This window comes from Solibacillus sp. FSL W8-0372 (assembly GCF_037969735.1).
Classification (GTDB): Bacteria; Bacillota; Bacilli; order Bacillales_A; family Planococcaceae; genus Solibacillus; species Solibacillus faecavium.
This window is the reverse complement of sequence record NZ_CP150204.1, coordinates 971,996-992,903: the sequence shown is the minus strand read 5'-3', so window position 1 is coordinate 992,903 and position 20,908 is coordinate 971,996. Positions and strand designations below refer to the sequence as shown.

Annotated in this window: 24 protein-coding genes; all 24 read right to left on the bottom strand. The window is 37.6% G+C overall.

Annotation, left to right across the window (positions count from 1 at the left end):
• Nucleotides 1–103: 103 nt before the first annotated feature.
• Nucleotides 104–661 (bottom strand): ribosome recycling factor, encoded by a 558-nt coding sequence (gene frr, locus MKY13_RS04785; protein ID WP_191698380.1) that lies wholly within the window; start codon nucleotides 659–661, stop codon nucleotides 104–106.
• Complete coding sequence (pyrH, locus tag MKY13_RS04780) at nucleotides 661–1,386, bottom strand: UMP kinase (RefSeq protein WP_191698381.1); 726 nt, start codon at nucleotides 1,384–1,386, stop codon at nucleotides 661–663. Before pyrH ends, frr begins: the two co-directional genes overlap by 1 nt.
• A gap of 162 nt (nucleotides 1,387–1,548) precedes the next feature.
• Nucleotides 1,549–2,433: a translation elongation factor Ts gene (gene tsf, locus MKY13_RS04775; protein ID WP_191698382.1), complete on the bottom strand. Its 885-nt coding sequence runs from the start codon at nucleotides 2,431–2,433 to the stop codon at nucleotides 1,549–1,551.
• A 158-nt stretch (nucleotides 2,434–2,591) separates the two neighbouring features.
• Nucleotides 2,592–3,314 (bottom strand): 30S ribosomal protein S2, encoded by a 723-nt coding sequence (rpsB, locus tag MKY13_RS04770; protein WP_008403254.1) that lies wholly within the window; start codon nucleotides 3,312–3,314, stop codon nucleotides 2,592–2,594.
• A 159-nt stretch (nucleotides 3,315–3,473) separates the two neighbouring features.
• Nucleotides 3,474–4,067, bottom strand: a complete 594-nt coding sequence (locus tag MKY13_RS04765; RefSeq protein ID WP_339215514.1) for a hypothetical protein — start codon at nucleotides 4,065–4,067, stop codon at nucleotides 3,474–3,476.
• An 8-nt stretch (nucleotides 4,068–4,075) separates the two neighbouring features.
• The gene (locus MKY13_RS04760) at nucleotides 4,076–4,381 is read right to left on the bottom strand and encodes an RNA polymerase subunit sigma (RefSeq protein WP_191698384.1); all 306 of its coding nucleotides are present in this window, start codon (nucleotides 4,379–4,381) and stop codon (nucleotides 4,076–4,078) included.
• Between the two features lie 12 nt (nucleotides 4,382–4,393).
• A complete protein-coding gene (locus tag MKY13_RS04755) occupies nucleotides 4,394–5,164 on the bottom strand; it encodes a FliA/WhiG family RNA polymerase sigma factor (protein ID WP_191698385.1) in 771 nt (256 codons plus the stop codon).
• Nucleotides 5,165–5,308: 144 nt separating this feature from the next.
• A complete protein-coding gene (locus MKY13_RS04750; RefSeq protein ID WP_191698386.1) occupies nucleotides 5,309–5,680 on the bottom strand; it encodes a multidrug transporter in 372 nt (123 codons plus the stop codon).
• Nucleotides 5,680–6,183 carry a chemotaxis protein CheD gene (locus tag MKY13_RS04745; RefSeq protein WP_191698387.1) on the bottom strand — a complete coding sequence of 168 codons (504 nt, stop codon included), beginning with the start codon at nucleotides 6,181–6,183 and terminating at the stop codon, nucleotides 5,680–5,682. The genes MKY13_RS04750 and MKY13_RS04745 overlap by 1 nt, the downstream gene beginning before the upstream one ends.
• Complete coding sequence (locus tag MKY13_RS04740) at nucleotides 6,180–6,818, bottom strand: chemotaxis protein CheC (protein WP_191698388.1); 639 nt, start codon at nucleotides 6,816–6,818, stop codon at nucleotides 6,180–6,182. The genes MKY13_RS04745 and MKY13_RS04740 overlap by 4 nt, the downstream gene beginning before the upstream one ends.
• Nucleotides 6,819–6,873: 55 nt before the next feature.
• The gene (locus MKY13_RS04735; RefSeq protein WP_191698389.1) at nucleotides 6,874–7,323 is read right to left on the bottom strand and encodes a chemotaxis protein CheW; all 450 of its coding nucleotides are present in this window, start codon (nucleotides 7,321–7,323) and stop codon (nucleotides 6,874–6,876) included.
• Between the two features lie 21 nt (nucleotides 7,324–7,344).
• Entirely contained in the window at nucleotides 7,345–9,438 is a 2,094-nt protein-coding gene (locus tag MKY13_RS04730; protein ID WP_191698390.1) for a chemotaxis protein CheA, read from the bottom strand.
• 18 nt (nucleotides 9,439–9,456) lie between these two features.
• Complete coding sequence (locus MKY13_RS04725; RefSeq protein ID WP_191698391.1) at nucleotides 9,457–10,596, bottom strand: chemotaxis response regulator protein-glutamate methylesterase; 1,140 nt, start codon at nucleotides 10,594–10,596, stop codon at nucleotides 9,457–9,459.
• Nucleotides 10,597–11,475, bottom strand: coding sequence for a MinD/ParA family protein (locus MKY13_RS04720; RefSeq protein WP_191698392.1), 879 nt, complete (start codon nucleotides 11,473–11,475; stop codon nucleotides 10,597–10,599).
• Nucleotides 11,459–12,652, bottom strand: a complete 1,194-nt coding sequence (gene flhF / locus MKY13_RS04715) for a flagellar biosynthesis protein FlhF (protein WP_191698393.1) — start codon at nucleotides 12,650–12,652, stop codon at nucleotides 11,459–11,461. The genes MKY13_RS04720 and flhF overlap by 17 nt, the downstream gene beginning before the upstream one ends.
• Entirely contained in the window at nucleotides 12,649–14,682 is a 2,034-nt protein-coding gene (gene flhA / locus MKY13_RS04710) for a flagellar biosynthesis protein FlhA (protein ID WP_339215508.1), read from the bottom strand. Before flhA ends, flhF begins: the two co-directional genes overlap by 4 nt.
• A 27-nt stretch (nucleotides 14,683–14,709) precedes the next feature.
• Nucleotides 14,710–15,804 carry a flagellar biosynthesis protein FlhB gene (gene flhB / locus MKY13_RS04705; protein ID WP_191698395.1) on the bottom strand — a complete coding sequence of 365 codons (1,095 nt, stop codon included), beginning with the start codon at nucleotides 15,802–15,804 and terminating at the stop codon, nucleotides 14,710–14,712.
• A 1-nt stretch (nucleotide 15,805) separates the two neighbouring features.
• Nucleotides 15,806–16,582 (bottom strand): flagellar biosynthetic protein FliR, encoded by a 777-nt coding sequence (gene fliR / locus MKY13_RS04700; RefSeq protein ID WP_191698396.1) that lies wholly within the window; start codon nucleotides 16,580–16,582, stop codon nucleotides 15,806–15,808.
• Nucleotides 16,583–16,586: 4 nt separating this feature from the next.
• Nucleotides 16,587–16,856, bottom strand: coding sequence for a flagellar biosynthesis protein FliQ (gene fliQ, locus MKY13_RS04695; protein ID WP_191698397.1), 270 nt, complete (start codon nucleotides 16,854–16,856; stop codon nucleotides 16,587–16,589).
• A gap of 13 nt (nucleotides 16,857–16,869) precedes the next feature.
• On the bottom strand, nucleotides 16,870–17,535 hold the full coding sequence (fliP, locus tag MKY13_RS04690) for a flagellar type III secretion system pore protein FliP (RefSeq protein WP_008403271.1): 666 nt from the start codon (nucleotides 17,533–17,535) through the stop codon (nucleotides 16,870–16,872).
• Nucleotides 17,532–18,215 carry a flagellar biosynthetic protein FliO gene (locus MKY13_RS04685; RefSeq protein WP_191698398.1) on the bottom strand — a complete coding sequence of 228 codons (684 nt, stop codon included), beginning with the start codon at nucleotides 18,213–18,215 and terminating at the stop codon, nucleotides 17,532–17,534. The genes fliP and MKY13_RS04685 overlap by 4 nt, the downstream gene beginning before the upstream one ends.
• A gap of 4 nt (nucleotides 18,216–18,219) precedes the next feature.
• Nucleotides 18,220–18,582: a response regulator gene (locus MKY13_RS04680; RefSeq protein WP_191698399.1), complete on the bottom strand. Its 363-nt coding sequence runs from the start codon at nucleotides 18,580–18,582 to the stop codon at nucleotides 18,220–18,222.
• Nucleotides 18,583–18,606: 24 nt separating this feature from the next.
• Complete coding sequence (gene fliY / locus MKY13_RS04675) at nucleotides 18,607–19,878, bottom strand: flagellar motor switch phosphatase FliY (RefSeq protein WP_339215503.1); 1,272 nt, start codon at nucleotides 19,876–19,878, stop codon at nucleotides 18,607–18,609.
• Complete coding sequence (gene fliM, locus MKY13_RS04670) at nucleotides 19,871–20,866, bottom strand: flagellar motor switch protein FliM (protein ID WP_191698401.1); 996 nt, start codon at nucleotides 20,864–20,866, stop codon at nucleotides 19,871–19,873. Before fliM ends, fliY begins: the two co-directional genes overlap by 8 nt.
• Between the last annotated feature and the right edge of the window lie 42 nt (nucleotides 20,867–20,908).

Sequence of the window (20,908 nt, the reverse complement as noted above, 5' to 3'; positions counted from 1 at the left end):
GTCCAATAGCGCGAAATAAAGTAATTATTAACAATAGTTGTCTTCACCGCGGAGAGTAAACTCCATTAAGGATTCTTTACCACCTTTAAGTGAAGGATCAAAATTAAACTGTTAAAATTTCTTTTTCTTTTTCTTTAACTAATTCCTCAATTTTTACGATTGAGTTGTCTGTTAATTTTTGGATATCTTCACCGAAGCCGCGTAATTCGTCTTCTGTGATTTCGCCATTTTTCTCTAATTTTTTCAAGTCATCATTAGCATCACGACGTACGTTACGTACAGCAATTTTTGCTTCTTCAGCTTCTTTTTTTACTTGTTTAACGAGTTCTTTACGACGCTCTTCTGTTAAAGCAGGAACTGCCAAACGAATAACATTCCCATCGTTTGTCGGTGTAATACCGATATCAGAACGCATAATTGCTTTTTCAATTTCACCTAAGATAGATTTATCATAAGGTTGAATTACTAAAAGGCGTGCTTCCGGTACTGCAATACCCGCCATTTGGTTGATCGGTGTTGGAGAACCATAGTAGTCCACCATAATACGATCTAATAATGAAGCATTTGCTACACCTGCACGAATTGATGCCAATTCACGTGAGAAGGCACCGATTGATTTTGTCATTTTTTCCTGTGCTTGATCTAATACTTGTTTAGTCATTACGCATCTCTCCTAACAACTGTTCCAATTTTTTCGCCCATTGCGGCACGTTTAATATTACCACGTTCTGACAAGTTGAAAACGACAAGCTTAATATCATTATCCATACATAATGTTGAAGCTGTTGAATCCATTACTTGTAAACCTTGCTGAATAACGTCTAAATACGTAAGTGTGTCATACTTAACTGCTTCAGAATCTAATTTTGGATCTGCAGAATATACACCATCCACATTGTTTTTCGCCATTAAAATTGCATCTGCATTAATCTCTGCGGCACGCAAAGCTGCTGTCGTGTCTGTTGAGAAATAAGGGTTACCTGTTCCCGCAGCGAAAATTACGACACGTGACTTTTCCAAATGACGAACTGCTTTACGTCGAATATATGGCTCTGCCACTTGCGTCATAACGATTGATGATTGAACACGTGTTGGAACGCCTAGATTTTCTAATGAGTCTTGTAGAGCAAGTGCATTCATCACTGTTCCCAACATACCCATATAATCTGCATTAGCACGCTCCATACCCATTTCAGCGCCAATTTTCCCGCGCCAAATGTTTCCGCCACCGACAACTAATGCAACCTCTACACCCAAGTCGATAACATCTTTAATTTCTGCAGCGATTGATTTAATTACATCTGGTGAGAAACCGAAGCCCAATTCCCCAGCTAATGCTTCCCCGCTTAGTTTAATTACTACTCGTTTGTATTGTGACACACTCATAGTAGACCTCCGTTACTCATTTATTTTAAAGGAAATACGACCCGATTTGCTATGTATCGCACTTCACTTAAATCAAAAATAGATTTCTTTAAAAATAGGGAACACGCAAATGGTGCTCCCTACTGTTTGCTTAAATTAAGGTTAATTTAAGTTGTAATTTAATTAGTTACCTTTAACTTGGCTCATTACTTCTTCAGCAAAGTTATCTTCACGTTTCTCGATACCTTCACCAACAGCATAACGAGTGAAGCTTGTTACAGTAGCATCTAAAGATTTTACGAAGTCACGAACTTTTTGATCTGAGTTTTTAACGAAAGCTTGGTCTAATAAACATACGTCTTCGAAATATTTACCAAGACGACCTTCTACCATTTTCGCTACGATGTTTTCTGGTTTACCTTCGTTTAACGCTTGCTCAGTTAATACTTTGCGCTCACGTTCAACTTCGTCAGCAGAAACTTCGTCACGAGAAATGTAAGTTGGGTTGATAGCAGCGATATGCATTGCGATATCTTTTGCTGCAGCAGCATCAGTAGAACCTTCAAGAACTACTAATACACCAATACGGCCGCCCATGTGTAAGTATGCACCGAATGCATCTGCATCAGTTTTTGTTTTGATTTCAAAACGACGTAATGAAATTTTCTCACCGATAGTAGCTGTAGCTGTAGAAATTTGATCAACGATTTTCACGCCGTCTTTTTCTAACTCCATAGCAGCTTCTACTGATTCTGGTTTAGCAGCTAATAATTGCTCTGCTAATGAAGAAACTAAGAATTGGAATTTATCGTTTTTCGCAACGAAATCTGTTTCAGCGTTTACTTCTAAAAGAATCGCTTCATTACCGTTTTCTAAAATATAAGTTGTACCTTCAGCAGCGATACGGTCAGCTTTCTTACCAGCAGCAGCTAAACCTTTTTCACGTAGGAAGTCGATTGCAGCATCGATGTCGCCTTCAGTTTGTACTAAAGCTTTTTTACAGTCCATCATACCTGCGCCTGTTTTTTCGCGTAATTCTTTTACTAATTGTGCAGTAACGTTTGCCATGTTGAGTTTCCTCCTAAATATATTGAAAAATTTATTTACACTATTTCATACTTTAAGCGATAAATCGTGAAGTTTCAACGATTCACACATTTTTACATTCATTTCTCAAAAAAAGGTGATAAGGGGTTCATCCACTTATCACCTTTTCTAAAAGTGAATTACTCAGCTGTAGCTTCTTCTACTGCTGGAGCTTCTTCTTCACCTTGTTTAGCTTCTAATAAAGCGTCAGCCATTTTAGCCGTTAATAATTTAACCGCGCGGATAGCATCGTCGTTTGCAGGGATTACGTAATCAATTTCATCTGGATCACAGTTAGTGTCTACGATACCAACTAGAGGGATGTTTAATTTGATTGCTTCTGCAACTGCGATACGCTCTTTACGAGGGTCTACTACGAACATTACGTCTGGAATAGCTTTCATATCACGGATACCGCCTAAGAATTTAACTAAGCGTTCGTGCTCTTTTTTAAGTTGGATTACTTCTTTTTTAGGAAGTACAGCAAAAGTACCGTCTTCTTCCATTTTCTCGATATCTTTCATACGTTTAACACGTTTTTGAATAGTACCGAAGTTTGTTAAAGTACCACCTAACCAACGTTGGTTGATGTAGTAGTTACCTGAACGTTCAGCTTCTTCTTTGATCGCTTCTTGTGCTTGTTTTTTCGTACCTACGAATAAAACTTTACCACCGTCTTGACCAACTTGACGCATGAAATCGTATGCTTCTTCTAATTTTTTAACCGTTTTTTGTAAATCGATAATGTAAATACCGTTACGTTCTACGAAGATATATTTCTTCATTTTTGGGTTCCAACGGCGAGTTTGGTGACCGAAATGTACACCAGCTTCTAGTAATTGTTTCATTGAAATTACTGACATGAGTGTTTCCTCCTAATATGTTTGGTTTTTTTCCTCCGCATTTTTCATCTGCAACAAGCTACCCGTAGACTTACGAGCACCACTTACTACATCAAAATACGTGTGTATTGTTAACACCGCTTGTAACTATATCACACTCGCCTTTCAAGTGCAACTCCTTTACGCGTGAAACTTTACGAGAAGCTCAATTTCAGTTTTGCCTCGTTGCATGATTTTAGCGATTTCTTCTATTGTCTTTCCATTTCGGTAAAGCTCGACTGCTCGCTGTTCAGTAGTTAACTGTTTTGGCGGTACATCTTCGGCTGCTGTGAACAACTCGGATTCTACTGATTGTTCCACTGCATCGAATTGTTTGTTCTTTTGTTTCTTGTATGCATTTGCTGCTTGCTTGACGGGAATGAATTTTCGCGGTTCTTGTTCTGTAACCGGACTTTTTTTAGTTATTCCAGTCGCAGCTTGTTCCTCATTCATCTTTATGTTTTTATCTCCGGAATGCTGTGTAAGCTGCTTATCTGTGTTTTCATGCACTGCCTTTTGAGGAACAGGCTGCTTTTTTAGTTCATTAATTAGTCGGTCATTCTCTTCTCTCATTTCCATTAAATACACACTGATGGCGTTGTCCATCTCATTTACCAGTTCATTTTGACGCTTTTCTAAATCATTAAATTTAGAAAGCTTACTGTTCAGAATGACAATGGCGAAAATCGTAATTAATTGGATGAGAAAGAGCATAACTATTAGTGCTGTCGTCATAACTTCTCCTAACCACTAAAATCAAAAAGATTCCCTTTAAAAGGGTGTTGTGCTTTTTGTTCCAATTGGTCTTTATTTTTCTTATCGTGCTGCGTTTGTGACTGATTGTTTTCAGAGTGTTCATCATCATCTTTTAGGGCATCCATTTTATCCGATTCATTTACCGAAAGTTGCTTGCGTTCTATTTCCCTTTTAAGTGCTTCATTTGCATGCATTTGCTGGAGAATAGTGTTTTGTTGATGCTGATCCGCCATTTTCCCTGCATCAAAGGTTTTTGGAATCGCAATTTGGAGCTCCAGCCCTTTTAAACTCATACAGACGCCTCCTTACGTATTAATCATTTCTGAAGACAATAATTTACGTAATTTAAACAATGCTTTAGAGTGTATTTGAGAAATGCGTGATGTAGATAACTCCAAGACTTCCCCAATTTCAGTCAATGTCATTTCTTCTGAGTAGAATAAGCTAATGACAAGCTGCTCTTTTTCGTTCAGCTTTTTTATATTGGCTGCCAAATCGCCTAAAAGCTCTAAATGTATTGTATGCTGTTCGGGTGTCTTTGTATGGTCATCACGAATGACAAAAGTTTTGCCTTCACTATCTTCTTGATCAAGTTGCTCATTTATTGAAAGTACATTTGAAAAAAAATGTTCCTGATAGGTTTGATAAACTTCTTCAACAGGTAAATTCATTTGTGCAGCAACTTCCTCAGGGGTTGCATGGCGCATTAGCTTTTGCTCAAGTGACTCAATTTGTGCTTCCAACTTTTTAGCCTTTTCACGTGCTGAACGCGGAAGCCAGTCTTCTTTCCGAAGTCCATCAATTATTGCGCCCCGTACACGAAAGGATGCGTACGTATCAAACTTTAAATCTCGATTTATATCAAATTTATTTAAAGCATCAAAAAGTCCCATCATTCCAAGACTCATTAAATCATTTCTCGAAACATTTTTAGGAAGTCCAACAGCTATACGCTGTACATGATACGTTACAAGTGGCTTATATTTTTTGATTAACATGTCTCCTGCTTCAGGATCTCGGTTCTTTGTCCAACGAACCCATAAGGCTTGTTCGTCTCCATGTCCTTGTTCAGTCAAACGTACCTCCCCCTTTTGTAGTTAAAGTGAGTATAATTACTATTCATTATACCAAAAAGCCCAAGAATAAACATGTAAGGAACTGTGAGACACAACATCTACACATTTTCAAAAAACAAAAAAAGAGCCGAAAGTACGACTCTTTTATCGGGAAAGTGCCTCATCTCCATGCAACATCGTTCGAACGACTTGAGCAATATCCTCCGTATTTTCTTCATCAAATTCCATTGTGGACTGATTACTACGAGTTGAAAATTGCTGATCACTCTCATCTAACATTGTTTGACCGATAATCTCATCTTCGGTTTCTGCAAAGACAGGCGTTTCCGGTGTATAGAAAACATAGCCTAGAAAATAACGCAGGAAATACATCCCAACGAATGCTATGAACGCGACTAAAAAAGATGTACTTATTATTTGGAGTGGCAAAGCATACGGATTTTGAATTGCCAAAATAAAATAACTAGCGAAGGATAGTAATGCTGCCCAACAGTTATAAAATATTGAACCAAACATCAAATTTCACTCACTCCTTTATTTACTGTTCGGACATTCAGTATATTTGTTTCCGGACTAAACTCGATTGTGCGACCACTATTTCCACCCGTATCCTCTGAAATAATCGGTATGTTCAGCTTTTTTAATTGCGCTTTTACCGCTTCGACATTTCTTGGACCGATACGCATCGAATCTTTATCCGATGTAAATTGGAACATTTGTGCACCACCGGCGATTTTAGCTTTCAACTTATAGCTTTGTGCCCCATCCCGCTTTAATCTGTCTACTAAAGCAAGAATACCTGTATCTGCGAATTTCGCTTCATTTAAAGTGTTAGTACGATTCAGGCTTGAATCAGGCAGCATTACATGAACCATGCCGCCTATTTTTTTGGATTCGTCATAAATAACAACTCCAACACATGAACCAAGACCTGAAGTACGGATTGTATGAGGGGCTTTAACAATATCCATTTGTGCAATCCCTACTTTAATCACTTCGTATAAATTGGTAACCATCATGTAGTAGGCACTCCTAATGCTTTAAAAATTGTTTCGAATGAATCAGGCTCCGGCATCAAAAGGAAATGCCCCTTCACTGCCTCATCATCGGAAATAGCTTCCTCATAAATGGATGTATTTATAACAATTACAGTGTCGCTTACTTGCGAGAGTTCAATAAGTCCGATACTAATAATGGCACCGAACATATCAATACTTAAACCTGGTACAGTCGGATAAATTTTAAGGCCTGTAAAATCCGATAAAGCAGATAAATAAGAGCCCGATAAAATGTTACCCATTTCCTGCATAGCAGATAAACCTAACTCAGAATATGGAGGCGTATTGAAGTCAAAAGAATCATCGCGTATTAAGCTACGAATAAATCGATTGGCCTGTTCAAGCGGCAGAATAAAAAACATACTTCCCTGGGCATCACCTTCAATACGTAGGTAAATACCTACAACAACATTTTCCGGCCCACCCGCCAATTCCATCATTTCATTAAATGAAACCATTCTCACATCTGGTACACGCATATCGATTTTCTTTTGCAGTAAAGTCGATAATGCCGTAGCAGCATGGGCAGCGCCGATATTTCCAATTTCCTTTAATACATCTAAATGGAGTGAAGTGATTTTTTCACTGAAGTTCATTAATAATCCCTACTTTAATAGATTCCAGGTAAGATGAACTTACCCGGAAAATTAATCATTTCTCATTTAGATTTAACACTTTATCTAAATGAAGTAAAATCAATAAGCGGTTTTCCAATTTAGCAACTCCTGCGATAAAATCCTCTTCCAAGGAGCCAACTACTTCCGGTTGCTGTTCAATTGAGGCTGCATCAATGTCCAATACGTCGTTTGCAGAATCCACTATAAAACCAACTTCCATTGTTTCAAGTGTTATGATAATAATTCGTGTTGTTTCTTCGTTTCCCGAGATAGGCAAATCAAAACGTTCTCGTAAATCGATAACTGGTGTTACGACGCCCCTAAGATTAATGACACCTTTAACGAAACGTTCAGTTTTCGGTACACGGGTGATGTGCATTAATTTTTCGATTCCCTTAACGTGAGAAACAGGAATTGCATATTCTTTATCAGCTAATTGAAATACAATTACTTTTAAGTTTTTTTGCTCTATTGCATTCGTCATCTTTCACACCTCTTATCCTTTTTACTTCATTAATGCATTACAATCCACAATTAACGCCACTTGACCATTCCCTAAAATTGTTGCACCAGAAATCGCAAAAATATTAGTTAAATAGTTTCCTAATGACTTCAGGACAATTTCTTGCTGTCCGATGAATGAATCCACTACTAATCCCGCTAACTTATCACCTTTACGGACAATGACCACAGAATGGAAACCATCATCATTTTTTTCGTCACGCGGCACTCCAAAAATCTCTTCAAGGAAGACAAGCGGCACAACTTTCCCACGGAAATCAATTACTTTTTGATTATGTGCATTTAAGATGTCTGAAGTCCGTATAATGGATGTTTCAATAATTGAAGATAACGGAATTGCATAAATTTCCTTCTCAATTTCCACTAACATAACAGAAATAATCGAAAGAGTTAACGGTAATTGAATAGAGAACACAGAGCCAACATTCAATGTCGATTCGATGGAAATATTCCCACCTAAAGATTCAATTGTCGTTTTAACAACATCCAGGCCTACACCTCGACCGGAAACATCAGAAATGACATCCGCCGTTGAGAATCCTGACGCTAAAATCAGCTCATTAATTTGCTTTTCTGTCATCGTCAATGATTGTTCATGTGATACGATTCCTTTGGAAAGTGCTTTTGCCAGCACTTTATCACGATTAATTCCTGCTCCGTCATCCTCTATTTCAATAAAGACATAATTGCCGCTATGGTAGGCGCGTAGTTCAACTGTTCCTTCTTCCGGTTTGCCTTTTGAACGTCGTACTTCCGGACTTTCAATGCCGTGGTCCACAGAGTTTCGGATTAAGTGTACAAGTGGGTCACCGATTTCATCGATTACTGTACGGTCTAGCTCTGTTTCAGCGCCAACTATATTAAGTTCGATTTTCTTATTTAAATCACGGGATAACTGACGCACCATTTTAGGGAAACGGTTAAACACTGTTTCCACCGGAACCATCCGCATAGTTAGGACGATATTCTGCAAATCACCCATTGTACGGCTCATACGTTCTACCGTTTCATTTAATTCTCCATGATTGACTTCAGAAGCAATTGACAATAAACGACCACGATCAATTGCAAGCTCTTCAAATAAATTCATTAAAATATCTAGACGCTCAATATTTACACGAATTGTTTTGCTAGACGTATGGGCAGAAGATTTACTGTTAGTATTTGGCGTTGATTTTTGTTTTTCAGTTGGAACTGAAACATCATTGGCTGAAGGCGCCACTACTTCCAAAATAGGTGCTACTTGCGTATCAATCGCAGTTGTCTTTGTAACAAATACTTCCTTATGAATTTCATTGACAATAACATAATCAATTTCTGAAACTTTCATTAGCATTTTATGTAGATCTTCAGATGACTCCCTTGAAATAAACGCAACATGGAATTCACTATCGAACTGTTCGTCTTCTAATCTATCTACTGTTGGCGATGATTTAATAACATCACCGTTTTTCTCCAAAATTTCAAATACCATAAAGACACGGGCAGCTTTTAATAAGCAATCTTCCCGTAAAGCTACCGTTATTTCATAAGCATTAAAATCTTGTTCAGACGATTGTTGAATAACAGTTTTTTCAAAGTCATCGTAGGATAGTTTTAATCCAGCTGCTGTAATTGTAATCTTCTCATTAGGGATATCAGCGGTTGTAGCTACTGTCTCCTGCTGGGACATCTTCTCTTCTGCTGCTACAGAAGGTTCCCCAGCTTCAATGCGCTTTAATTTTTCAACCGTTGCCTGGACATTGCGTTTGCCATCTCCGCCATCAGCGATATGAAATACCATCTCTTCAAGATGATCAACAGATTCAAAAACTACATCTAAAATTTCAGCATTAACTTTAATTTTTCCGTTACGGATGGCATCTAGTATATTTTCCATTTTATGCGTTAAATCTGCTAAATCCTCATAACCCATTGTTGCTGCCATTCCTTTTAATGTATGGGCAGACCGGAAAATTTCTCCGACAATTGTTAAATCGTCCGGATTTTTTTCCAATTCCAATAAGTGTTCGCTGCATGCTTGCAAATGTTCTTTGCTTTCTTCAATAAACATTTCTAAATATTGATTTAATTCCATTTAGAAGACACCCCTTTTTTAAGGCATATATTTCATAATTGTCTGTGCAATATTATCAACATCTGCCACTTCATCTACAAGCTGCGTTTCCACAGCAGCTTTTGGCATTCCATAAACGATACACGTTTCGGCTGACTCTGCAATAGCAATTACATTTCCTGTATTTTTAAGTGAAACTAATCCTTTTGAACCGTCATATCCCATTCCAGTCATAATTACAGCGATTTTATCAAAATCGGAATATTGACTTACATTTTCAAACATGACATCTACAGATGGACGATGACCTGATCGAGGAGGCTCATCTTGGTCCAGTACGACTGCGAAACTTGATCCGACCTTTTTTAATTTAAGATGATATCCGCCTGGTGCAAGGTAAGCAGTTCCTTTTTGTAATATATCGCCCTGCTCTGCTTCTTTCACATGAATTTCACTTAATTGATCAAGTCTTGTAGCCAATGATTTTGTAAATCCTGCAGGCATATGCTGTACAATCAAGATTGGAGCATTTACTGTTGCAGGTATTTTGGTAATTACTTCTTGTAAAGCTCTTGGACCTCCTGTAGAAGTACCAATTAATATAATTTTTTTGGACGTCTTTGCCCATGATTTTTGTGAAATTGTAGGAAATGACGTTTCCAATGGTTTTGTCTTTGTAGTGTCAATAGATTCTTCATTTGAAACTGTTACTCTCATTGGTTGATTAATGGCTAATTTTGTACGGAGCGGCTTATGCAACTTCGAAATAGAAATTTTCGAAGCACCTATCACTTTCCGAACTAATTCATCTTGAATTTTATGTAAATCTAACGAAATTGTCCCACTCGGCTTCGCTACAAAGTCAACTGCACCATACTCCATCGCCATTAAGGTATTATCGGCTCCACGCTGTGTGGTACTAGAAAGCATGACAACAGGCACAGGATGCTTTTGCATAATTTCCTTTAAAGCCTCCAACCCATTCATTTCAGGCATTTCTACATCCATAGTTACGACATCCGGCTTTAACTGTTCAATTTTTTTAAGTGCGTCTTTACCGTTGCGTGCTGCTCCTATTACTTCGATGTACGGATGGTCCAAAAAAAAATCACTTATTAACTTCCGCATAAAGGCGGAGTCGTCAACAACCAATAATTTACTTTTCTTTAAGATGCTCATTTAACCACGACCTCTCGAAAAGATGTTTTTTAATTTGGATAAAAACTTACTTGACTGACTTGAAGCGTGCACTTCTTTCATTTCCGTTTCTACTGTTAAAAACTGCTGAACGAGCTTGCCCATAGTTTTTGAAACAGGAGCATCCGGATAGATCGTCGTAAACAAGGATTGTTGACGCACGGCTTGGCGGACAACTGAATCTTCCGGAAGCGAACCAAGAATGTGGACATCCTTTCCCAAAAATTTCATCATGACTGTTTTTAATCGCTGAGTCGTTTCTAAACCTTCCTCTACTGTAAATGCTCGATTACATAATAAATAAAATTTCTTCTGAGGATCATTTAGGTGAATAAACTTCATCATCGAATAGGCATCCATAATTGAAGTCGGTTCAGCTGTTGAAATGACGATGATTTCTTCGATTGATGTTAATAAATCGAGCGACCAATTAACGACTCCTGCACCCATATCAAAGAATACAAAATCATATTCCTTCTGCAGTGTTTCAAAAGCAGTTATTAGACGATCAAAAACAGCCGGTGACCAATCCATTAATGACGACATGCCAGATCCTCCAGATATATAACTGACACCTTCTTCTGTTTTGAACGTGACATCCTCCAATGCTATTTGGCCATCCAAGTAATCTTTCAAACTATATTTTACAGAGTTGCCCACGAGAATATGGACATTTCCCATCCCGATATCCATATCAAGGATGATTACCTTTTTACCTGTTTTAGCCAATAGTGTTGCAAAGTTGGTTGTAAAATTGCTTTTTCCTACCCCGCCTTTACCGCTTACAACTGCAATTGATCTTCCTATCGTCTCTTCGCTTTCAAGCATTTTTTGACGTAGTTTATCAGCTTGATCCTTCATCTAAATTCTCCTTGAAAAAAAGCTCTAGTAGCTTATCACTACTTGGCTGTTCTATATCTTCTGGTACTTCTTGACCATTCGTATAGTAAGCGAGTCCTTTATTATATTTAATCATTAAATTAAACATAGTGCCAATAGAATTTGTTTCATCAAGCTTTGTAAAGATAAATTTTTCTATATTTATGTCCTTAAATTGTTCAATAATTGATTCCAAGTCTTTTTGCTTTGCCGTTAAAGATAATACTAGGTAAGACTCCAGTTGGTCATCAAATTGTATTAAAGATTTTAAATCATTTACGTATTTAGCTTCTTTATAGTTTCTTCCAGCAGTATCAATAAAGATCAAGTCTAAATGCGCTAATTTTTTTATCGCCTCTGCATAATCTGCAGCATTATAAACGACCTCTACAGGTGCCTGTAATAGGGCAGCATAAGTTTTTAATTGCTCTATGGCCGCAATTCGGTATGTATCGGTCGTAATAAATCCAATCTTCTTTTTCTTTTCCAAAACTGATCGTGCTGCTATTTTAGCAATCGTTGTTGTTTTTCCGACACCGGTTGGACCTAAAACATTAATATATTTTTTATCATATGACATCCCACTAATGGGAAGGTCATATAATTCTTTTCTTAAATAGTCTTTCGCTATTTCCTGCATTTCGTTCCATGTAAGTTGATTATTTTGACTGTAATGTTCAAAAAGCTCATCACTAATTGCTGTGATAAGCTCCTCTCCAAGTTCCTGCTGTTTTAAAAAATCGACAAAAGGTAAGAGCTCATTCGGATATTGAGATTGCGTCGACATGCGTTGCATTGACTGCATCATAGACTTTAATTCTGCAATGTCTTTCACTAAATTTCCTGATATTGCAGAACTATCCTCCTGTGATGCTTTTTTAGGCTTTTCCACAGGTGAAGATGACTGGTTCATAGGCATTGTTCTATCATCCTTGAAAGTAGGACGAGTTGGAATGTCTTGTGAAGAGAAGTAGGCTGGTATTTTCTCTACCTGGTCATAGCCAGCGACTACTTCATAGCTTTTATTTTTTACCAATCCAAAAAATCTTTTCGTTACGACAACTTTTGAATTTAAAATAACTGCATCCTCGCCTAAATCTGACCGGATTTGTTTCATCGCTTCGGCAATAGAAGGTGCATTATATTTTTTCATCTTCATTCAACATTCACCACCCCAACACTTTGAATTTCTACTGCTGCATCTAGCTCATTATAAGATAGAATTGGAACTTGTGGGAAATACCGCTCTGTCAACTGTCTTAAATACATACGCACACCTGGTGAGCAAAGCATGATTGGTGATTGCTCCATATAAGATACACGCTCCACTTCCTTTGCTATTGCTTCCAGAACAAATTGTGATTCTTGCGGATCCATTGCCAAATAGTTTCCATGGTCTGTTTGTTGAATGCTGTCTGCCAATAACTTTTCCACTTTTGCAGAAACAGTAATGACTTTCAGGGCTTGTTGACCACCAACAAACTGAGCCGTTATTTGTCTTGCCAATGCTTGTCTTACATACTCGGTTAATATATCCGTATCACTCGTAAGTTTTGCATAATCTGCAAGTGTTTCAAATATAATTGGTAAATTGCGTACGGAAACATTTTCACGTAGTAATTTCGCCAATACTTTTTGCACTTCACCAATTGAGAGTGGCGCTGGGATTAATTCGTCTACTAATATCGCATGTGTTTCACGTAAGTGGTCTATCAATTGCTTCGCTTCTTGACGTCCTAGTAAATCATGGGCATTTGCACGAATGATTTCCGTTAAATGTGTTGATACAACACTCGGTGGATCCACAACTGTATACCCAAACATTTCTGCATCTTCTTTTACTGCTTCTGTAATCCATTTTGCAGGAAGGCCGAATGAAGGCTCGATTGTATCAATACCATCAATTAAGTCGTCATCCCCGGGGCTCATTGCTAAATAATGGTCCAGCAATAATTCACCTCTTGCCATTTCATTTCCCTTAATCTTAATTCGATATTCATTCGGTTGTAGTTGTATATTATCACGGATACGAACAATTGGAATAACAATCCCAAGTTCTAATGCAAGCTGACGGCGAATCATGACAACTCTGTCCAGTAAATCCCCACCTTGCGCAGCATCTACCAATGGAATCAACCCATATCCAAATTCAAACTCTATTGGATCTACATTTAATAAGTTAATAACATTTTCGGGACTTTTCATCGTATCTGAAGCTACTTCTTCTTCAATTTCCATCATTTCTTCTGGAGTTTCATCCTTTTTACGATCCATTAGAAACGCACCAATTGCCAAAACTGCAGCGACAGGCATTGTTATCCAATCAGGAATTGGTGTAAACAATCCGAGCAATAAAATCGTACCTGCAGCAACATAAAGTAGTTTTGAATGTGCAAATAATTGATCGGTAATATCCGAACCAAGATTTCCTTTAGAGGCAGCACGTGTTACTACAATCCCTGTAGCGGTTGAAATTAATAACGCGGGAATTTGTGATACAAGTCCGTCACCGACTGTCAGCAGTGAATATTTTGCTGCAGCTTCGCCAAAACTTAGCTCCATTTGCACCATACCAATAATCATACCAAACAATAAGTTTATACCTACCATGATAATAGAAGCAATTGCATCACCTTTTACGAACTTTGTAGCACCATCCATCGCGCCATAAAAGTCCGCTTCTCCGGATACCTTTTCACGTCGTTCACGCGCTTCCTTCTCGGAAATCATTCCTGCATTTAAATCAGCATCAATACTCATTTGCTTACCCGGCATCGCATCCAACGTGAAACGTGCAGCTACTTCAGCAACACGCTCGGCACCTTTTGTAATAACGATGAATTGAATAATAACAAGTAATAGGAAAATTACTAAGCCGACTAAAATATTCCCGCCTGTAACGAAATTACCAAATGTCTCTACTACCTGTCCTGCATCACCTTCTGCTAAAATAGCACGTGTTGTTGAAACCGATAATGCCAGACGGAATAGGGTTAATAAAAGAATAACTGTCGGGAAAATCGAGAAATCAAGAGCTTCTTTCATATTCATGGCTGTTAATAATACAAGAATCGCCAATGTAATATTGACGATAATTAAAAAGCTTAATAACCAATGTGGAAGAGGGATAATGAGCATCGCTACAACCATAATAACTGCAGCTAAAACCCCTAAATCGCGTATTTGCATTGATTGATGTCCCTCCTGAAATCTATGTTAAATTTTGCGTTTAATACGGTATACATATGCAAGAACTTCAGCGACCGCTTTGAAAAATTCTTCAGGCACTGCTTGGCCGATCTCCACTTGATCATACATTGCACGGGCAAGTGGCCGGTTTTCGACCATGATGACATCATGTTCTTTTGCAATAAGCTTTATTTTTTGGGCAACAAAGTCAGTCCCTTTTGCCACCACTCTTGGCGCATCCATTTCGTCCTCATCATATTTTAACGCAATGGCATAATGGGTCGGGTTTGTAATAACCACGTCTGCGGCAGGAATTTCCTGCATCATTCTTCGCATCGCCATTTCCCGTTGACGCTGTTTAATTTTGGACTTGATTAAAGGATCACCTTCTGCATTTTTATGTTCATCTTTAATATCCTGTTTTGACATTTTCAATTGTTTTTCATATTCAAATCGTTCATAAATATAATCAATCAATGCGATGAATATGAGCATTATGGAAGCCGCTATCCCCATAATGGCAGATAAATAGGCAACAGTCGCCAATATTTCTGCGGGACTATGTAAAGCAAGTGATAATACATCTTCCAAGTAAATGATGATTACCACTGTCGTAACCGTACCGATCAACGTCACTTTCAATAATGATTTAATTAAATTGACGATTGCCCGGACAGATATAATTTTTTTTATCCCTTTAATAGGATCCATTTTCTTTAAATCAATTTTTAAAGTTTCTGTTGTAAATAATAAGCCAAACTGAAAAAAGTTAGCTCCAATACCTGCAATCATGGCGACAACCATAATAGGTAAAACTATAATCGCCATCTCTTTTATGGACTCGACATACATATACATAACTGTTTCGGCATTCAGCGTTTCGATTAACATATTGCGCTCAAGCCCTTGTAATAAAAATCCTTTTACCCCGTTATACATAAATGGTGCGAAAAAGAGTAAAAAGAAAAATGAAAGTAATAATAAAAAAGCTGCAGTAACATCTTGACTCTTTAATACTTGTCCCTTTTTACGTGCATCCTGTCGCTTTTTTGGAGTTGCCTTCTCAGTCTTTTCTCCTGCAAAAAATTGAAGATCTACTTTTATTAAGAGTTTTAACTCCATCTTAGCCACCACCTAAAATAACCATTAAATCACGCAATGAAACAATCATAAATTCAATCAGTTCTTTCATAACTCCAACTAATACACCCATTGTCACTATCATTACAAGAAAGCCTACCGCTATTTTAATAGGAAAGCCGATAACAAAAATATTCATTTGTGGCACGGTTTTCCCTGTAATCCCTAACGCTAATGTTACTAAAAATAGAGTTGCAACTATTGGAGCTGACATTTGAAATGCAATGGCAAAAACAGAAACAAACATTTTCATAATAAATAAGACAGTTCCTTCTTCCCCAAATTTCGGAAAGAATTGATCCATTGGTAAAAATTGATAACTATAAAATATACCATCCAAAAGTAGATGGTGACCGTTAATCGCCAACAATAAAAGCAACGTTAAAAAGTTTAGAAATTGCCCCATTAAAGGAGATTGTGCGCCTGTTTGAGGATCAATAATGTTTGCCATCGCAAAGCCCATCTGGAAATCAATGAACCCCCCTGCTATCTGAACAGCAGATATAATAATCATCGCAGCTAAACCTAACATGAGCCCGATAATGGCTTCTTTTAAAACGAGCAATAAATACACACCATTAATTTCAAATGGTTCCATATTAAACGTGTAATACATCATCCACGCTAAAACAACTGCCAAAGTAATACGTACTTGTGGGGGGATAGTACGGTAAGAAAATAAAGGTACAGTGACAAAAAATGCAGAAACGCGAACTAAAATTAATAGTAATATTGATAGATTCGGTATTATTTCCGTCATTTTCTCACCCAATATACCGGACTAAATTATTCAAAATATCATGAAAATAATCTGTCATTCTTGAAATCATAAAAGGACCAAAAAATATAATCGCAACTAATACAGCTACGATTTTTGGTACGAAAGCCAATGTCTGCTCTTGAATGGAAGTTGTTGCCTGAAAAATACTTACAACTAGACCGCTAGCTAAAGCGATTAAAAGTAATGGTCCCGAAACTATCAATATTGTAAAAACTGCATTTTCTGCAACTGCAATGACCATTTCCTGTGTCACTATGTATCATCCCCTAAAAACTTTGAAGTAAAGATTTCATCACTAAATACCAACCATCGACGAGTACAAACAGCAATATTTTAAATGGTAGTGAAATCATTACTGGAGGTAGCATCATCATCCCCATTGACATAAGTGTACTTGCGACAACCATATCAATAACTAAAAATGGAATAAAAATCATAAAACCCATTTGGAAAGCTGTTTTAATTTCACTTAAAGCAAATGCAGGTACTAACAGCGTCATCGGAATTTCTTCTATCGAATCCGGATACTCCGCTTGGTTATATTCTATAAATAATTCCAGATCTTTTTGCCTAGTATGCTGTGCCATAAATTGTTTAAATGGTATCGTTGCCCTGTCATACGCTTCTTCTAAATTGATTTCTTCATCAAAAAGCGGCTGCAATGCCTGCTCATTTACTTGCTGGAATGTCGGCGCCATGATAAAAAATGTTAAAAATAATGCCAAGCCGATAATGACTTGGTTCGGAGGCATTTGGTTTGTCGCAAGGGCCGTCCTAGTAAATGACAGTACGATGACAATACGAGCGAACGATGTCATTAATATTAAAAGACTTGGTGCTAATGAGAGAACCGTCAACAGGAATAATAGCGTAACCGATGTGGATACATTTCCCGGGTCGCTTTCAGAAAAGACGGAAAGAAGATCGTTCATCGTTCATCACGCTCCCGCTCTTTCCAACGCTCTAACTCATTACTACGCTGTTTTTTTATTTCCCCTATTTTTTCATTGAACATATCATTAAATTTAGGGCTATTCGATACATCTTCCGGTCGGTTCTTTTTTGAAAATTTTCTGAACAGCTCTGCAATATACGGTGAAGTATTCATCATAGTTTGGTTGCTTTCAGTTTGACTTAGCAATTGTTCAATTTCCTCTTCGGAATCGATTTCCTTGAGAAGCTGAATATTATCCCCTACACCTACTACATATACATTTTTACCGATTAACAGTAATTGTACGGACTTTTGCTGCCCTACAGACAAGCCGCCGATATTTTTAACTACGGCATTTTGTTGATAGTTTAAGTTACGTTTGTTTAAATACTTCAAAATAAACAATAATAGCCCTAGTACAAATACAAGTGCTATTAAAACTTTTATGTAATCCAAGAAACCGATGCTGTCAGATGCCGATTCAGTAGATTCTGCGTCGGCATCTGTAACATTATCTTCTGAAATATTTTCTTCCGAACATACTTCAGGATTTTCATTACAGTTCTCATATACGTTACTTACCATCGCAAAAGTTCCATTTGAGATTGGTGCAAACAATGCCGTCATCAATACTATTCCAACAGCAAGCCAAAATCGAAATGATTTTTTTGCTTTCATATCATTAACCTAATGCTTTTTGAATGGCTTCGATTACACGGTCAGCTTGGAATGGCTTAACTATAAAATCTTTTGCACCGGCTTGAATTGCATCAATTACCATAGCTTGTTGTCCCATTGCTGAGCACATAATGACCACAGCATTTGGATCTGTGCCTTTAATTGCTTTTAATGCCGCGATGCCATCCATCTCAGGCATTGTAATATCCATTGTCACTAAATCCGGACGTAGCTCATTGTACTTTTCAACTGCCTGGATACCATCAGCTGCTTCCCCAATTACTTCATAGCCATTTTTCGTTAGAATATCCTTAATCATCATGCGCATGAAAGCTGCATCGTCAACAATTAAAATTCTTTTAGACATACTCTGATTCCTCCAATTAGAAAACTATCTTAGATTGTTCAAGCGATCGGCTTGACTTAAAATATCTGTGATTCGAACACCAAAGTTCTCATCAATTACTACTACTTCACCTTTTGCGATTAACCGGCTATTTACTAAAATATCAACAGGCTCACCTGCAAGCTTATCAAGCTCAATTACAGAACCACTAGAAAGCTCCAATATTTCTTTTACTGAACGCTTTGTACGTCCCAACTCCACTGTTACCTGCAATGGAATGTCAAGCAGCATATTTAAATTGCGTGCTTCTGTCTGTGTTATATTTGCAGATTCGAAGCTAGCAAATTGAGCTTGCTGAACATTTGCTGTTGGTGCCGAATAAACCGGTTGTTGGTACATTTGCTGTTGTGCCGGTTGTTCGTACATTGGTTGCTGATTTGGCTGTTGTACCGGTTGTTCGTACATTGGTTGCTGATACATTGGCTGCTGGACCGGTTGCTCATGCATCGGCTGTTGAACTTGCTGTTGTTGTACATTTTGTTCCTGTTGCATCGTTTGTTGTGGTTCTGGTTGTGATACCGGTGCAGGCGGAGCTGCTGTAGTTGCAACAATAGGCTCTTCAGTTTCTCCCAATAATGACTTTACTATTTTTTTACTAAACTTTAAAGGCAGTAATTGCATTAAATTTGAATCTATTAATTCTCCTATGCGCAATCTAAATGAAATTTTCACTAATAAATCATCCGGCGGTATATTATCTGTACCTTCATTTTGCGAAAGGTTCATTAAATCAATGGACGGTGGTGAAATATCCACCTTTTGATTAAATACAGTCGACATCGATGTAGCAGCAGAACCCATCATTTGATTCATCGCTTCCTGTACTGCACTTAATTGTATTTCATTTAACTGGGGTTTCGGGTTTAACCCATCCCCACCAAGCATTAAGTCCGCTATAATTGCAGCATCTGATTGTTTAATTACAAGTAAATTCATACCTGATAAACCAACAGTATATTCTACTTGAACGGCAACGTAAGGATTTGGAAATTCCTCTTCTAAACGATTACGATTAATCATTGTGATACTTGGCGTTGTAATATCAACCTTTTGTCCTAATAATGCAGATAAAGCAGTGGCAGAACTTCCGAACGATATATTTCCTACCTCACCTAATGCATCAATTTCTATTGGAGTTAAGTAATCCTCAACTTTCACTTCTTCTTTTTGAGGTTCCAAATTGGCAGAGACATCATCTAGTGTCTCCCCTCTTAATAGGGCCTCTATCTCTTCTTGGGAGAGCATTTCATCACTCATCTTCGTCTCCTCCTTTCAAAGGTTCGATAATTTGAACAGCCATTTTTTTATTTAATTTTCCAGGCTGTACGGTGAATTTAGGTAAATCCCCTACTTTTAAAGTTAACGGATGATCAATTTTTTGATTTAGCGGAATGACATCGCCTATCGTCATCCCCAAGAAATCTTCAATTGTAATATCTGTCGTACCTAATTCGGCAATAACAGGTAATTTTGCTTGTTTCACTCGTGTTTCAAGCATCTTTGTTTGTTCAGGAGAAATCTCCTTCGTATTAGTCTGCATCCAGTAACGTACAGATAAATTCGGTACAATTGGCTCCAATACGACATGCGGTATACAAATATTAATCATCCCTGTTGTTTCACCAATAATAGTATTCAATGAAATGACAACAACGGTTTCATTTGGTGAAATCATTTGTAAGAACTGTGGGTTAACTTCTAATTCTACAAGCATCGGATCGATTTCAGCAATATTTTCCCATGCCTCCCGTAAATTATCAAATGAACGTTCAAATAGATTCGTCATAATTTTCGTTTCTATTTCGGTTAAATTATCGACATTGCTATGACTTGCACCCGTTCCGCCCATTAAGCGATCCAACATTGAATAGGCAATATTCGGGTTAATCTCCATTAGTATATTGCCATCTAATGGCGGCACCTCAAATACATTAATTAATGTCATATTCGGTATAGAACGAACAAATTCTTCAAATGGAATTTGGTCAACAGATGCAACTGTTATTTGTACATAACTTCTTAACTGAGCGGAAAAGAAGGTTGTTAACAGTCGCGCAAAATTTTCATGTATACGGGTCAAACTTCGGATTTGGTCTTTAGAGAAGCGTAATGCACGTTTAAAGTCATACACTTTAACTTTCCGTGTTTCGTCTTCTTTTTTCATGTCCGCTGCCGACATTTCTCCTGTTGAAATCGCTGACAAAAGCGCATCAATTTCGGATTGGGACATTATATCTCCTGCCATTTGCCCACCTCCATTTCAAGATATAAAATAATGTAAATTCAT